This is a genomic window from Streptomyces albireticuli, assembly GCF_021228125.1.
Classification (GTDB): domain Bacteria; phylum Actinomycetota; class Actinomycetes; order Streptomycetales; family Streptomycetaceae; genus Streptomyces; species Streptomyces albireticuli.
Window position 1 is genome coordinate 375,718 of record NZ_JAJQQS010000006.1, and the last position, 12,432, is coordinate 388,149.

Here is a 12,432-nt window from a genome sequence, read left to right on the forward strand (position 1 = left end):
AGAGCCGGAGTTCCCCCCATACCGTCGGCTCCTGCGCATCGGCGCGGGCGGGGCTCTTCCCCCGGCCCTGCCCGCGCCCCCCACACCCGCCCCGCATGTCGGGGCTGTCCCCGCCCCACCCCTCGGCGCATGCTGGTGAACACAGCCCCAGCGGAGCGGGAGGCGGTAGCCGATGGGCACCCAGGAGCCGAAGCCGGAACCGGACGCGGAACTGAAGCCGGAGGCGGAACCGAAGGCGAAGGCCGAGCCGAAGCACGCACGGGACACAGCGAGCGGCCGCGCCCCGCACCCCCCACGCCTGACCGAGTCCGGATTCCCCGTCGAGCCGGTCTACGGCCCCGACGCCCTCGCCGACTGGGACCCCGCCGACCGGCTGGGCGCCCCCGGCGCGTACCCCTTCACCCGCGGCGTCTACCCGACGATGTACACGGGCCGCCCCTGGACCATGCGCCAGTACGCCGGATTCGGCACCGCCGCCGAGTCCAACGCCCGTTACCGGCAGCTCATCGCCCACGGCGGTACGGGCCTGTCCGTCGCCTTCGACCTGCCCACGCAGATGGGCCACGACTCGGACACCGCGCTCGCGGGCGGCGAGGTCGGCAAGGTGGGCGTCGCCGTCGACTCGGTCGAGGACATGCGGGTGCTCTTCGGCGGAATCCCGCTCGGCGAGGTCTCCACGTCGATGACCATCAACGCCCCGGCCGCGCTGCTCCTGCTGATGTACCAACTGGTCGGCGAGGAGCAGGGCGTACCGGCGGAGGCGCTCACCGGGACCGTGCAGAACGACGTCCTCAAGGAGTACATCGCCCGCGGTACGTACATCTTCCCGCCCAAGCCGTCGCTGCGGCTGGTCGCGGACACCTTCCGATACTGCGCCGCCGAGCTCCCCCGGTGGAACACGATCTCGATCTCCGGCTACCACATGGCCGAGGCCGGGGCCTCGCCCGCGCAGGAGATCGCCTTCACCCTCGCGAACGGCGTCGAGTACGTCCGTACGGCCGTCGCGGCCGGCATGGACGTCGACGGGCTCGCGCCGCGCCTGTCGTTCTTCTTCGTGGCCCGTACGACGATCCTGGAGGAGGTCGCGAAGTTCCGGGCGGCGCGGCGGATCTGGGCGAGGGTGATGCGCGAGGAGTTCGGCGCCCGCGACCCCAGGTCGCTGATGCTGCGCTTCCACACCCAGACGGCGGGCGTCCAGCTCACCGCCCAGCAGCCCGAGGTCAATCTGGTGCGGGTGGCCGTCCAGGCGATGGCGGCCGTCCTCGGCGGCACCCAGTCCCTGCACACCAACGCCTTCGACGAGGCGATCGCCCTGCCGACGGACAAGGCGGCCCGGCTGGCCCTGCGCACCCAGCAGGTGCTGGCCTACGAGACGGACGTGACGGCGACGGTGGACCCGTTCGCGGGTTCGTACGCGGTGGAGTCGCTGACGGACGCGGTCGAGGAGGCCGCCCTGGACCTCATGAGGAGGGTCGCGGACCGGGGCGGTGCGGTGGCCGCCATCGAGGACGGCTTCCAGAAGTCCGAGATCGAGCGCAACGCGTACCGCATCGCCCAGGAGACCGACGGCGGCGAACGGGTGGTCGTCGGCGTCAACCGCTACCGGCTGGACGAGGAGGAGCCGTACGAACCCTTGCGCGTCGACCCGGCGATCGAGGCCCAGCAGGTGGCCCGGCTGGAGCGGCTGCGCGCGGAGCGCGACGGGCGGGCGGTGCGGGCGGCGCTGGCGGAGCTGCGGAAGGCGGCGGGCGGGACGGCCAACGTGCTGTACCCGATGAAGGACGCGCTGAGGGCGCGGGCGACGGTGGGGGAGGTGTGCGGGGTGCTGCGGGGGGTGTGGGGGACGTACGAGCCGACGGAGCGGTTCTGAGGGCGGGGGGTTGTGCGGGTGGGTTGTGCGGGTGCGGGTGCCGCTGCGCGGGGCTTTGTCCCCTACCCGCCCCTTCCCGAAACCGGGGAGCTCCCCGGGCCCCCGGTTCCGCGCTGCCGCGCGGTGTCCTCAATCGCCGGACGGGCTGAAATCAGCCCGTCCGGCGATTGAGGACCGGGGCCCGGGGCGGAGCCCCGGTTCGGGAAGGGGCGGGGCTGGGGAAAGGCCCCGCGCAGCGGCACCCTGACCCGCACGGATCCCCGCATGCGAGACACTGGTGGGATGTCCTCCCCCCGCCGCACCTGCCCCGTCTGCTCCCGCGAGATCGCCGTCGTCGGTGGCCGCTACGCCCGCCACGACCCGCCGGGCCGCCGCCCCGCGTTCTCGTACGAGCTCATCTCCTGCCCCGGTTCGCGCCGCTCGGCGCCGCTGCTGTCGACGGAGCCGAGGCTGTTCGACCCGGAGCAGCCGCCGATGGACGGGCAGCAGCAGCTCTTCTGAACAGGGGAGTTTTTCCCACCGACTCCGTGCGCCGGGCGCCCACATAATGACGACGCGGCCTGATCCGGGCCGTCGTTCATGGGGGAAGGTGCAGGTCAGATGGGTGGGATCGCGGTCGTGGAGACGACAGGCGGCGGTGTGTTCGCGGACGGGATGCGCGGCCTGGGGCGGTCGCTGAGGCTGTGGGGGCTGGGGATCAGGGCGACGGTGATGTCGCTCCTGGTCTCCCTGGTGTTGTTCTCGCTCCCCGGGGTGGGGCTGCTGCTGGTTCCGGCGGTCGTGGGCGGCGTCCGCCGGGTGGCCAACCGGCAGCGGGAGCTGGCCGGCGCGTGGTCGGGGAGGCCGATACCGGTCCCGTACGCGCCGAAGCCCGCCGACGAGGGGTTCCTGTCGCGCTGCCGGTGGATCGCCCATGACACCCAGACCTGGCGGGACTGGCTGTGGGTGACGCTCGACCCGATCGTGGGCGTGGCGCTGGCGTTCCTGCCGATCGGTCTGATCCTGAGCGGTTTCTGGGGCATGGGCCTGGCCTTCTTCGGGCCGGAGCTGTCGGCCGAGTGGGACGGGCTCTGGTTCGACTTCATCCCGGTCGAGGGACCGACGACGGCGATGCTGGCGGGCGTGCTGGGCCTCCTCCACCTGCCGCTCGCCCTGTGGCTGGCCCCGCGCACGGTCCGCGCCCACGGCGCCTGGACCCGCCGGCTGCTCGCCCCGAGCGAGACGGCGCGGATGGCCGACCGCATCGAGCACCTGTCCGTGACCCGCTCCGACGCGGTGGACACGCAGATGGCCGAGATCCGCCGTATCGAGCGCGACCTCCACGACGGGGCGCAGGCCCGGCTGGTCGCGATGGGCATGACCCTCGACGCGGCGGAGCACCTCCTCGACTCCAACCCGGAGGCCGTGCGTTCGCTGCTGATCGAGGCCCGCAAGTCCTCGTCCAAGGCCCTGGAGGAACTCCGCGACCTCGTCCGGGGCATCCACCCGCCCGTACTGGCCGACCGCGGCCTCGCCGACGCGGTACGCGCCCTGGCCATGGTCAGCCCGCTGACCGCCGAGGTCACCGTCGACCTGCCGGGCCGGCCGGAACTGCCGGTGGAGTCGGCCGTCTACTTCGCGGTGTCCGAGATCCTGGCCAACGCCGCCAAGCACTCCGGCGGTGACCGGGTCTGGCTGGACCTCCGTTACGATCACGGCATGCTGCGGGTCGGCATCACGGACGACGGCCGCGGCGGCGCGGACATCTCGCGCGGCACGGGGTTGCGGGGCATCGAGCGGCGGCTCGCCACGTTCGACGGCGTCCTGGCCGTCAGCAGCCCCCTCAACGGCCCGACCATGGTGACGATGGAGATCCCGTGCGTGTTGTCCTCGCCGAAGACCACTTCCTGCTGAGAGACGGCCTGATACGCCTGCTGGGCGCTTTCGGCCACGAGGTGGTGGCCGCGGTCGACAACGGCCCGGACCTGCTCGCCGCCCTGACCACCCACCGCCCGGACGTCGCCGTCGTCGACGTCCGCCTCCCCCCGACCTTCGCCGACGAGGGCCTCCGCGCGGCCCTCGCGGCCCGCCGCGACCTGCCCGCCCTCCCGGTCCTGCTCCTCTCCCAGTACGTGGAGCCGCTCTACGCCCGCGAACTCCTCGCGGACGGCGCGGGCGCGGTCGGCTACGTCCTCAAGGACCGGGTCTCCAACGGCGCCGAGTTCATGAGCACGATCCGCTGCGTGGCGGACGGCGGCACGGTCATGGACCCCGAGGTCGTCACGAAGCTGCTTTCCAGCAAGGACCGGGACCAGGGCGTGGGCAGCCTGACGCCGCGCGAGCGGGAGGTTCTGGCGGCGCTGGCGGAAGGCCGCTCCAACGCGGGTATCGCGGAGGCGCTGTTCATCACGGAGAAGGCCGTGGCCAAGCACATCGGGAACATCTTCCCGAAGCTGGGGCTGCACGCGTGTGACTCGGACAACCGGCGGGTGCTGGCGGTTCTGGCCTATTTGGAACGGTGACGCAGCCGCTGCCGCGCGGCTCTCAGAGCAGATGGTCCGCCTTCCCCGCCTTGATCTCGCGGATCAGATCGCGGAGGGCTTCCCGGGAGTCGGTGATGTAGTGGTCCTCGGCGCCGCGGACGGCGATGTAGGCGTTGCCGACGCTGTCAGTGCCTATGCGGAAGCAGTTCGCGGCCTCTCCGCAGATCTCATCGTCCCAGGTGATATCGGTCATCGGTGCTCCTGACGTCGTGGAGGCCCGCTTTGACGGTGCGTATGAGGCCCGAAAGGCGGTGGGGGGTGACGGTGAGGGTGACGGCGGGTGTTGCGCTCTCACGGAGTTGGACGAAAGTAGAGGAACAGCCGAGCTCGACACAGTTGTTGTTGTCGCCTCCGCCGGAGTACGAGGACTTCTGCCATGCGATGGATGAAGGCACTGCCAGGCCTTTCACAGGTCCCGCGCGACCTGGCGGATCAGGTCACGCGACCTGCCGGGTGGCAGTGATGCTGACCTGATCTTGTCGAGCACGAGACGGTATTTGGCTAGTTGCGGGTGATTGTTCACGAAGACGCAATCGTGGGCGGCGTCGATCTGCACGGTGTCCAGCTGCGGAACGGGCCCGTTCGCGTAAAGCATGGAGAAGCCGGTACCGCCGAAGCCTTCCACCTTGAACGGTACGACTCTGAGAGTCACGTTGGGACGCTCGGAAGCCGTCAGAATGTGGTGGAGCTGGGCCCGGGCGATCGCTGTTGTCCCCACCTTGGTGCGCAGCGCGGCCTCATGGATGATGACCTCGTACGGTAGCGATGGGTCCCGATCAAGCGCCTTCTGCCGATGCATGCGGAAGGCCAATCGCGACTCGACGTCGGGCGTGGGCAATTCGGGCACGGCATAGGCGAAGATAGCCAGCGCGGATTCCTCGGTCTGAAGCAACCCGGGGATGTGCAGTACCTCGAAGTGGCTTAGCCCGGTGGACCGGTATTCCAGTTCGGCTAGGTCGAGCAGGCGAAGTGACACGACTCCTCGGTACTCCTCCCACCATCCTTGGCCGCGCTGCTCGTAAGTGATCGCCGCCAGCGCGTCGATGAGGTCGCTGTCGACGCAGCTGTAGAACGCGGCGAGGCGCCGGAGGCGCTCCTCGCTGACGCCTAGACGGCCCGACTCGATGTGGCTGACCTTGCCCGGGTCTGTGCCGAGCAGCTTCGCTGTCTCGCGCGCGGTGATCCCGGCGGCCTCCCGCATTCTTCGTAGCTCGATACCTAGACGTTCTTGTCGGGCGGTGGCTGTGCTCCTCAGCGGCATGACTTCCTTCTCCGTCGTTCCTGCTGAGCGAGTGTGGCGCCCGCGCGCGGCCGTGGTCCACCTCCGTCCCCGTTGGAGGGAACTCCGTCAGGCAACGTTGCACCCCTGCATTGTTGCCCCTACCTTGTGTGAGGTACCTCTCACGCAAGGTGGTGGGGCGGCTTGCTGCTGCCCAACTGCCTTGCGGCGTCGCCGAGTCGGAAGCGCACCCCGAGGCCGGGGCCGAGCCACCGACGCGTCATGGCGGCGCGTACCCCACACCCAACTCCCTCACCACGGAGCTGCCGCATGCCCATGCACACCTCCACACCCCTCACCCCCGTCGAACCCCTCACCCTCTGCCCACTGATCACGCAGGACGTCGTACGTCACCCCGCCCCGGACGGGGCCCCCGCCCCCAGGGCCCGTCTCGCGTACAGCTTCACCGTCCCCGGAGAACCCCGCTCCCCGGCCGTCGCCCGCCACACCGTCCGTAACGCCCTCTACGGCCACGACCTGGCCGTATTCGTCGACCCAGCCCTCCAGGTCATCACCGAACTCGTCACCTGCGGAGCCCTGTTCGCCCCCGGACAGGACCTCTACTACTCCCTCCGCTGGCGCGAAGGCATCCTCCGCCTCACCACCTGGGACCCCCACAGCAGCCACACCGACCCCACCCACGCCGCACACTGCACCAGCAGCAGAAAGCGCCTCCTGCTCCTCCTTGCCTGCGTCGTACGCGAATGCCACGGAACCTGGGGCATCACCGACCCCACCCCCACCACCGAAGGCACCAAGGTCTGGGCCACCCTCCCCGAAACCGGGGCCAAGACCTACGGCAAGCGACGCTGCTGAAGCGGACCCAGCCCGTCCGGCGTCTGAGGACTTTCGGGAAGGGGCGGGGTGGGGAAGAACCCCCGCCCCCGACCCCCGCCCCCAACCCCGTCACCGCTCAGCGACAAGCAGCGTCTGCACCACCCGCCCGCAATCCCCCTCCGCGTCGTCCAGCCGACCCACCGCCAGCCCCGACCCCGACGGGCTCGCCGACGTGGCGGCGCTCAGGCAGAGCCATTCGCCGACCGGGTCGCGGTGCAGGGCGAGCGTGACGTCCGTGTTGATGACGAGGCGGCGCGTGTGGTCGAGTTCGAAGGCGACGGCCCAGTTGCTGTCGGCGAGGGTGAGGGCGCGGGTGAGCGGGGTGTCGGGCTCGCCCGCGACGAGGGGGACGCGCTGGCGGGCCCAGGCCACGCCCGGGCCGGGGGTGTCGAAGCCGCCGCCCTGGACGAAGCGCCACTCCATCGCCGAGACGTAGCCGTCGAGGTGGGCGCCGGTGATGCCGTGCGCGGGCTGCGGGCCGGGGAGCGGCGGCGGGGTCGGCTCCGGGCGGAGGGCGGGCGTGTCCTTCGGGCTCTCGGCGACGCGCCACGCCCGCGCGAGCATGACGGTCCGGCCGCCGGAGCTGATCTCGCCCTCGACCAGCTCCGTGCGCCGGCCCCCACGGACCGTGCGCACGTCGACCCGGAGCTCGCCGACCGGCACCGGGTGCGGTATCTCCAGCGTGACGCGCGCGACCCGGAAGCCCTCACGGGCCTCGTGCCGCTCCAGGGCGCGTCCGAGGAGGGCCGACGGGGGTCCGGCGTGCTGGGCGTCCGGGCTCCACGGGCCGGCCGTGGCGCTCGTACTCTCGTAACGACCGTCACCCACGCACCGGTAGAAGGACTCGGGCAGACCCACCGCGCCAGACGTCATCAACGCTCCTCAGCTGTCCCAACGGCCCGTCGGGCCACCGTCATTACGCACAGTCTCAGGCCCGGCGCCCGGCCTCGGCGGCGGGGTCCGGAAACCCCTCCCACACCTCCGCCGACACCCCGCTCGCGAGCGGCATCACCGTGCGGCCGCCCACGGTCCGCCCGGGGGGCCGTCCCGTGCCCGCGAGCGCGGCGACCTTCTCCGCCGACGGCGCCAGCAGGGCGAACGCGACGGGCTCGGCCGGGCCGTCGTGGGCGACCAGCAGCAGGTTCCCCACGAGCACCGGCCCGGGGCGGCCGTCCGGACCGGCCGGCAGCACCTCCGCCCTGGAACCAGCCCCGGCCTCCGTCCCGGCCTCCACCTCCAGCGCCGTCTCGTAGAACCGCACGGCGTCCGCGAACCGTTCCGCCGGGACGGCGCGGCGCGGGAACAGCCGCACCCCCGTGGCCACCGGCTCCGGCACGGCCGTTCCCGGGCGCGGGGCGGGCCGCTCGCCCGGCCGCGGACGGTGCTCGACCAGTTCCGCGAGCAGCCCGTCCGGATAGCGCACCCGGGCCCGTGACCCCGGCAGGATCGTCTCGACGGGTTCCAGCACGCTCGTGCCCGTACGCTCCAGCAGGGCGAGCTGGCCCGCCAGCGACGGCACGATCAGCGAGTACGCCGTCCGCCGCTGGACCGGCGTGAACGGCCGCTCACTGGCGATCAGCAGGAGGTTGCCCACCGCCGCCAGCTCCAGCCCGCCGAAGTCGGGGATCGGCATGCGCAGGTCGGCCGGGACGCCGAGGAGGCGCTCGTAGAACACGATCTGATCGTCCAGGTCGGCGAGGTCGATCAGCGATCTCGCCATCAGCCGCGGCCGGTCCAGGACCGACGAGTCCGGCCATGTCCGGAACCACCGGTCCGAGGCCGTCGGGGGAGACGCGGCCGCGCCTCCCGGCAGGGTGCTTCCCGTCACGGTGCTGTCGGGCATGCTCGTCTCTCCTTCTCGTCGTGACCGTGGCTTTCGTGGCCTCTGTGGCCTCTGTGGCCTCCGTGGCCCCCGTGGCTTCCGTGGCTCAGGCCGTCCACCACGCCTCCGCCCGCAGCCCCCACGCCGCGAACTCCTCCGTGACGGCGTCCCGCAGCGACCGCGCGTCGCCGAAGTGGTCCGGCATCCCCGTCACCGTCACGGTCAGCCGCTCCCCGGTACGCACCAGGCACAGCGACGCGCGCAGCCCGGCCCGCTCCGGCACGACGCCCGGCACGTTCATCGTGCGCAGGGCCGTGCGGTCCGCCCGTTGACCCGCGAACCGGGTGACGTGCTCCGGGAGTTCGCCGAAGTTGGACGCGACCACGTCCGTCGCCTGCGAACCGGGCGCCTTGAGCCGGGCGGCGTACCGGCCCGGCAGCAGGTGCCACAGCCGTTCCGGCACGAGCGTCGTGCTGTGCTCGCCCGACCCCGCCAGCGCGTCCTTGGTCTCCAGCCGGGTCCGCCGCAGGTCCGTGTGCTGCGGCTCGCCCGCCGGGACCTCCAGGGGGACGACGACCAGGGCGTTGGCCCGCTCGTCGCCCGGCCCCCGCCGCAGGTCCATCGGGATCCCGACCCGGAGCGGCGCGCGGCCGGCCCGGGGCACCCGGGCGCGTACGAGGTTGGCGGCGATCTCGACGAACAGGCTGTTCGCCGTGCCGCCGCGCGCCCTCGCCCGCTCCTCCCACGCCGCCGCGTCCAGGTCGAAGAACGCGGTCGTGAAGAAGCGCGGGGCCGAGCCGGCGGCCCGGAGCCCCGGCGCGGTGCGCAGGGCGGACACGAGGCGGCTCCGCTCCTCGCGGTCCGCGAGGGTACGGGCCGCCCAGCCCGCCAACTCCCGCGCCGCCGCTCCCGGGGCACCGCCCGCACGGCATGCCGGTACCGGCCCCTCCGCGCCGAGGGCGGTGAAGATCCCCAGCCCGTCGGAGCGGAAGTGCGGCACGGTGAGCGAGACGAGCGCCCCCGCCCCGTACGGCGCCGCCGCGAGCCGCCACAGCGTCGAGGAGCCCGCCGGGAGCGGCGCGCGTACCTGCTCGTCCAGCCAGTCCGGCACGGTGGCGTCGGTCAGCGCCGCCGCGTGGTGCCGCGGCGGCTCCGTGTTGGGCGCTGGGACCCAGACGCGGCGGCCGCCCGGGAACCCGGCCGGTACGGGCCTGCGGCTGAGCCTGCCGCGGTCCAGCCGGTGCCACTCCTCCCGCAGGGCCTCCGGGGACACCGGGGCCGGGAGCCGCCAGAGCACCTGCACGACGCGGGACGAGCCGAGGGACCGCTCCGCGCCGAGGAGCATCTCATCGGTGGGGTTGAGGCGGGCCGCCCCGGAGCGGGCCCGGATCCGGTCGAGGCGGGTCCGCGCCCCGCCCGGCGTCATGCGAGCACCTCGCGGACGAGCTCCGCCGCGTACCGCCCGGAGGCCGGTGCCTGCTTGAAGCCGCCGCCGTTCCAGCCGGTGGCGGTGACCAGCCCGTACGGGTCCGGCCAGGCCGTCACCGTGCCCACGTCGCCGGGCGCGAGGGCGTCGTGGGCGGTCACCCCGTCGACGAGGGCCGCGTCGGCCAGCCGCGGGTACCGGTGGCGCGCCACCGCCCGTACGCGCTCCTCCTCGGCGGCGGAGACTCCCCGGGTCACCGTCGGGAGGACGTCGAGCACCGGGGACGGCACCCCGGCCAGCACGGCCGTGCCGTCGTCCCACCGGCGCAGCCAGCCCCCGGTCGTGGTGTCGAGCACGGTCGGGAGCGGGCCGGGGACGTCCGGGCCGCCGCCTTCCGGGCCACCGCCTTCCCGGCCGCGCGGCGCGAACACGCAGAAGCTCACCGACCGGGTGCGCAGCGGCAGTTCCACGCCCGCGGTCCGTGCCAGCTCCGTGCTGTGGACCCCCGCGGCGAGCAGTACCGCGGGGGTGGTCAGAAGGCCGGCGGTGGTGCGGACGCCCGTCACGCGCGCACGCGCGGTGACGATCTCCAGTGCCCGTACCCCGCCGAGGAAGGTGACGGACCCGGCGTCGCGCAGCATCGCCTCGGCCGTCTCCCGCGCGGGCAGCCAGCCCGCGCGGGGCTCGTACACCCCGGTGAAGCCCTCGGGCGGGGTCAGACCGGGGAACGCGCGGGCGATCTGCCGGGCGTCGAGGAGCTCGGCCGTGTGGCCCGTGGCCCGGACCCGTTCGACGCCTTCCGCCGCGCGCGCGGAGTCGTCCGCGCCGAAGAGCGTGAGGCCGCCGGTCTCGCGCACGGCGGGCCAGCGGCCGTGGTGCCCGCGCCGCAGGTAGCGGTCCAGCCCCTCCGCCGCCCAGGAGTGGGCGGCGGAGAGGTCGAGCGCCCGGACCAGTCCGCCGGACGCGCCCGTCACGCCGCCCGCCGGCCCGCGCTCGTCGATGACGACGACCGACAGGCCGTGGGCGGAGAGGCGCTCGGCGGTGGCCAGGCCGATGATCCCGCCGCCGATGACGGCGACGTCGGCGACCGTGGCGTCGGCCCTGGCGTCGGCCCTCGCGTCGGCGTGACGACCGTCAGAGGCCCTGACGCCCGCGCCCCGGCCACCGGAGGAGGTGCCGTCAGGGGGCGAGCCGCCGGAGGGCGTGCCACCGGCGGCGGTGCCACCCGCGCCCCGGCCGCCGGCGGCACCGTCGGGCGTCGTCACCGGAGGGCCTCGTCCCGCAGCCGCTCGGTGAGGAGCCCGTCCGCCGCCGGCCGCCCGTCCCGCCCGGGGACGGCGTCCGGTTCGAGCATGAGGGACTCGACGATGTCGGTGGACCGGGCGGAGAGCACCGCCAGGGCCCCCGCGTCCCCCATTCCGTGGCTCGCCTCGCACAGGCCGTTGAGGTACAGGCGGAGCGGGCGCGGCCCGTAGGACTGCTTCACCGGCACCGAGTAGTCGCGCGCCACGGCCGGCAGCCCGTAGTCGTTCAGCGCGAGCCGGTCGGCCACCCCCTCCAGCAGGGGGTGGTAGTGCTCGTCGTCGGGGCCGAGGCCGAAGTCCCGGAAGCCCGTCGCCAGGATCACGACGTCGGCGTCGTAGGCGCTGAGCGTCCCGTGGTGGACGTCGCGCACCGTGAGCCGGTTGACGGCGCCGCCCGCGTGCGGGGTGACCTCGGCGACCTCCGAGAAGGTCATCATGCGCAGCCGGTCCGAGCCCATGAGCTCGTACTCGTGCTGCACGCTCGCCAGCCGGTCGATCACGTCCTGGTCGCACGCCGCGTAGTTGATCGAGCGCAGCTCCGCGCGGATCCGCTGCTTCGCCTCGCTCGGGAGCGGATAGAAGTAGTCGATGAACTCCGGGAGGAAGACCCGCCTGCTGTACGGGCTGGTGTCCTTCAGCCGGAACCCGATGCCGCGCTGGACGGACACGACCTGCCCGACGTCCGGCCGGTTGAGGAGGTCGAGCACGATCTCGATCGCGCTCTGGCTCCCGCCGACCACCGCCACCTTGAGGTCGCGGCCCTTCAGGCGGCGCATCGAGCTGAGGTACCGGGTCGCGTGGAAGACGGAGGACCCCAGGCTGCCCTGGAACACCGCGGGGATCCGCGGCGAGCGCCCGGTGCCGATGACGACCTTCTCGCCCAGGTACTCCCGGCCGCTGCCGGTCTCCAGCCGGAACACCTCTCCGGCGGCCGTGTCCACCACGGAGAGCCGCGTCGCCGACTGCCCGTAGTCCACCGAACCGCGGAACGCGTCGGCCACCCAGCGCAGATAGCCCGCGTACTCCCGGCGCAGCGGGAACTTGGTGTTGAGGTGGAGGTAGTCGGTCAGCCTGCCCTGCGAGGCGAGGTAGTTGACAAAGGTGTAGCGGCTGCCGGTGTCACGCGGCATGGTGAGGTCGCGGAAGGGGTTGTTCTGGATGTCCGCGCCGGCGATCAGCTGTTCGTCCTGCCACTGGAAGTCACCGGCCCGCTCGACGAACCGTGACCGGCCGGTCCAGCCGAGCTCCTCCAGGGTCACCGCGAGGGAGAGGTTCGCCGGGCCGAACCCGACGCCCAGCACGGAGTAGATCTGTTGATCCGTCATTGCTCACGCACCTTCGGCATATCGCGTACGTAAAACGTCGTGCGGAG

13 protein-coding genes are annotated in these 12,432 nt (G+C 73.0%); 5 read left to right on the forward strand and 8 right to left on the reverse strand.

The window, feature by feature from the left end:
* Positions 1–172: 172 nt before the first annotated feature.
* The 4 genes from LUZ64_RS14585 to LUZ64_RS14600 all read left to right on the forward strand — a co-directional run bounded on the left by LUZ64_RS14585 (position 173) and on the right by LUZ64_RS14600 (position 4,371).
* Positions 173–1,870, forward strand: a complete 1,698-nt coding sequence (locus tag LUZ64_RS14585) for an acyl-CoA mutase large subunit family protein (RefSeq protein ID WP_232390065.1) — start codon at positions 173–175, stop codon at positions 1,868–1,870.
* Positions 1,871–2,152: 282 nt separating this feature from the next.
* Entirely contained in the window at positions 2,153–2,371 is a 219-nt protein-coding gene (locus LUZ64_RS14590) for a hypothetical protein (protein WP_095579093.1), read from the forward strand.
* 99 nt (positions 2,372–2,470) lie between these two features.
* The gene (locus LUZ64_RS14595; protein WP_232390066.1) at positions 2,471–3,763 is read left to right on the forward strand and encodes a sensor histidine kinase; all 1,293 of its coding nucleotides are present in this window, start codon (positions 2,471–2,473) and stop codon (positions 3,761–3,763) included.
* Positions 3,727–4,371, forward strand: coding sequence for a LuxR C-terminal-related transcriptional regulator (locus tag LUZ64_RS14600; protein WP_095579095.1), 645 nt, complete (start codon positions 3,727–3,729; stop codon positions 4,369–4,371). Before LUZ64_RS14595 ends, LUZ64_RS14600 begins: the two co-directional genes overlap by 37 nt.
* A 22-nt stretch (positions 4,372–4,393) precedes the next feature.
* On the opposite strand, the gene LUZ64_RS14605 is transcribed toward LUZ64_RS14600, so the two are convergent.
* The 3 genes from LUZ64_RS14605 to LUZ64_RS14615 are packed head-to-tail and all read right to left on the reverse strand — an operon-like array spanning position 4,394 to position 5,653.
* Positions 4,394–4,585: a hypothetical protein gene (locus LUZ64_RS14605; RefSeq protein ID WP_095579096.1), complete on the reverse strand. Its 192-nt coding sequence runs from the start codon at positions 4,583–4,585 to the stop codon at positions 4,394–4,396.
* Positions 4,560–4,802, reverse strand: a complete 243-nt coding sequence (locus LUZ64_RS14610; RefSeq protein ID WP_308251422.1) for a DUF397 domain-containing protein — start codon at positions 4,800–4,802, stop codon at positions 4,560–4,562. The genes LUZ64_RS14605 and LUZ64_RS14610 overlap by 26 nt, the downstream gene beginning before the upstream one ends.
* Positions 4,799–5,653, reverse strand: coding sequence for a helix-turn-helix domain-containing protein (locus tag LUZ64_RS14615; protein ID WP_095579097.1), 855 nt, complete (start codon positions 5,651–5,653; stop codon positions 4,799–4,801). The genes LUZ64_RS14610 and LUZ64_RS14615 overlap by 4 nt, the downstream gene beginning before the upstream one ends.
* A gap of 288 nt (positions 5,654–5,941) precedes the next feature.
* On the opposite strand from LUZ64_RS14615, the gene LUZ64_RS14620 reads away from it, so the two are divergent.
* The gene (locus tag LUZ64_RS14620; protein WP_232390069.1) at positions 5,942–6,487 is read left to right on the forward strand and encodes an ATP-binding protein; all 546 of its coding nucleotides are present in this window, start codon (positions 5,942–5,944) and stop codon (positions 6,485–6,487) included.
* 90 nt (positions 6,488–6,577) lie between these two features.
* On the opposite strand, the gene LUZ64_RS14625 is transcribed toward LUZ64_RS14620, so the two are convergent.
* The 5 genes from LUZ64_RS14625 to LUZ64_RS14645 form a co-directional block, all read right to left on the reverse strand.
* The gene (locus LUZ64_RS14625; RefSeq protein ID WP_095578414.1) at positions 6,578–7,381 is read right to left on the reverse strand and encodes a thioesterase family protein; all 804 of its coding nucleotides are present in this window, start codon (positions 7,379–7,381) and stop codon (positions 6,578–6,580) included.
* 55 nt (positions 7,382–7,436) lie between these two features.
* Entirely contained in the window at positions 7,437–8,351 is a 915-nt protein-coding gene (locus LUZ64_RS14630) for a VOC family protein (protein ID WP_232390070.1), read from the reverse strand.
* A gap of 85 nt (positions 8,352–8,436) precedes the next feature.
* Entirely contained in the window at positions 8,437–9,756 is a 1,320-nt protein-coding gene (locus LUZ64_RS14635; protein WP_095578415.1) for a hypothetical protein, read from the reverse strand.
* Positions 9,753–11,021 (reverse strand): NAD(P)/FAD-dependent oxidoreductase, encoded by a 1,269-nt coding sequence (locus LUZ64_RS14640; RefSeq protein WP_232390071.1) that lies wholly within the window; start codon positions 11,019–11,021, stop codon positions 9,753–9,755. The genes LUZ64_RS14635 and LUZ64_RS14640 overlap by 4 nt, the downstream gene beginning before the upstream one ends.
* Complete coding sequence (locus tag LUZ64_RS14645; protein ID WP_095578416.1) at positions 11,018–12,385, reverse strand: SidA/IucD/PvdA family monooxygenase; 1,368 nt, start codon at positions 12,383–12,385, stop codon at positions 11,018–11,020. The genes LUZ64_RS14640 and LUZ64_RS14645 overlap by 4 nt, the downstream gene beginning before the upstream one ends.
* Positions 12,386–12,432 lie beyond the last annotated feature (47 nt).

Bases quoted from the DNA above. Each gene is read 5' to 3' on its own strand.
- LUZ64_RS14595 (WP_232390066.1), top strand. From the start codon at position 2,471: ATGGGTGGGATCGCGGTCGTGGAGACGACAGGCGGCGGTGTGTTCGCG.
- LUZ64_RS14590 (WP_095579093.1), top strand. From the start codon at position 2,153: ATGTCCTCCCCCCGCCGCACCTGCCCCGTCTGCTCCCGCGAGATCGCC.
- LUZ64_RS14645 (WP_095578416.1), bottom strand. From the start codon at position 12,385: ATGACGGATCAACAGATCTACTCCGTGCTGGGCGTCGGGTTCGGCCCG.
- LUZ64_RS14585 (WP_232390065.1), top strand. From the start codon at position 173: ATGGGCACCCAGGAGCCGAAGCCGGAACCGGACGCGGAACTGAAGCCG.
- LUZ64_RS14620 (WP_232390069.1), top strand. From the start codon at position 5,942: ATGCCCATGCACACCTCCACACCCCTCACCCCCGTCGAACCCCTCACC.
- LUZ64_RS14630 (WP_232390070.1), bottom strand. From the start codon at position 8,351: ATGCCCGACAGCACCGTGACGGGAAGCACCCTGCCGGGAGGCGCGGCC.
- LUZ64_RS14625 (WP_095578414.1), bottom strand. From the start codon at position 7,381: ATGACGTCTGGCGCGGTGGGTCTGCCCGAGTCCTTCTACCGGTGCGTG.
- LUZ64_RS14635 (WP_095578415.1), bottom strand. From the start codon at position 9,756: ATGACGCCGGGCGGGGCGCGGACCCGCCTCGACCGGATCCGGGCCCGC.
- LUZ64_RS14605 (WP_095579096.1), bottom strand. From the start codon at position 4,585: ATGACCGATATCACCTGGGACGATGAGATCTGCGGAGAGGCCGCGAAC.
- LUZ64_RS14615 (WP_095579097.1), bottom strand. From the start codon at position 5,653: ATGCCGCTGAGGAGCACAGCCACCGCCCGACAAGAACGTCTAGGTATC.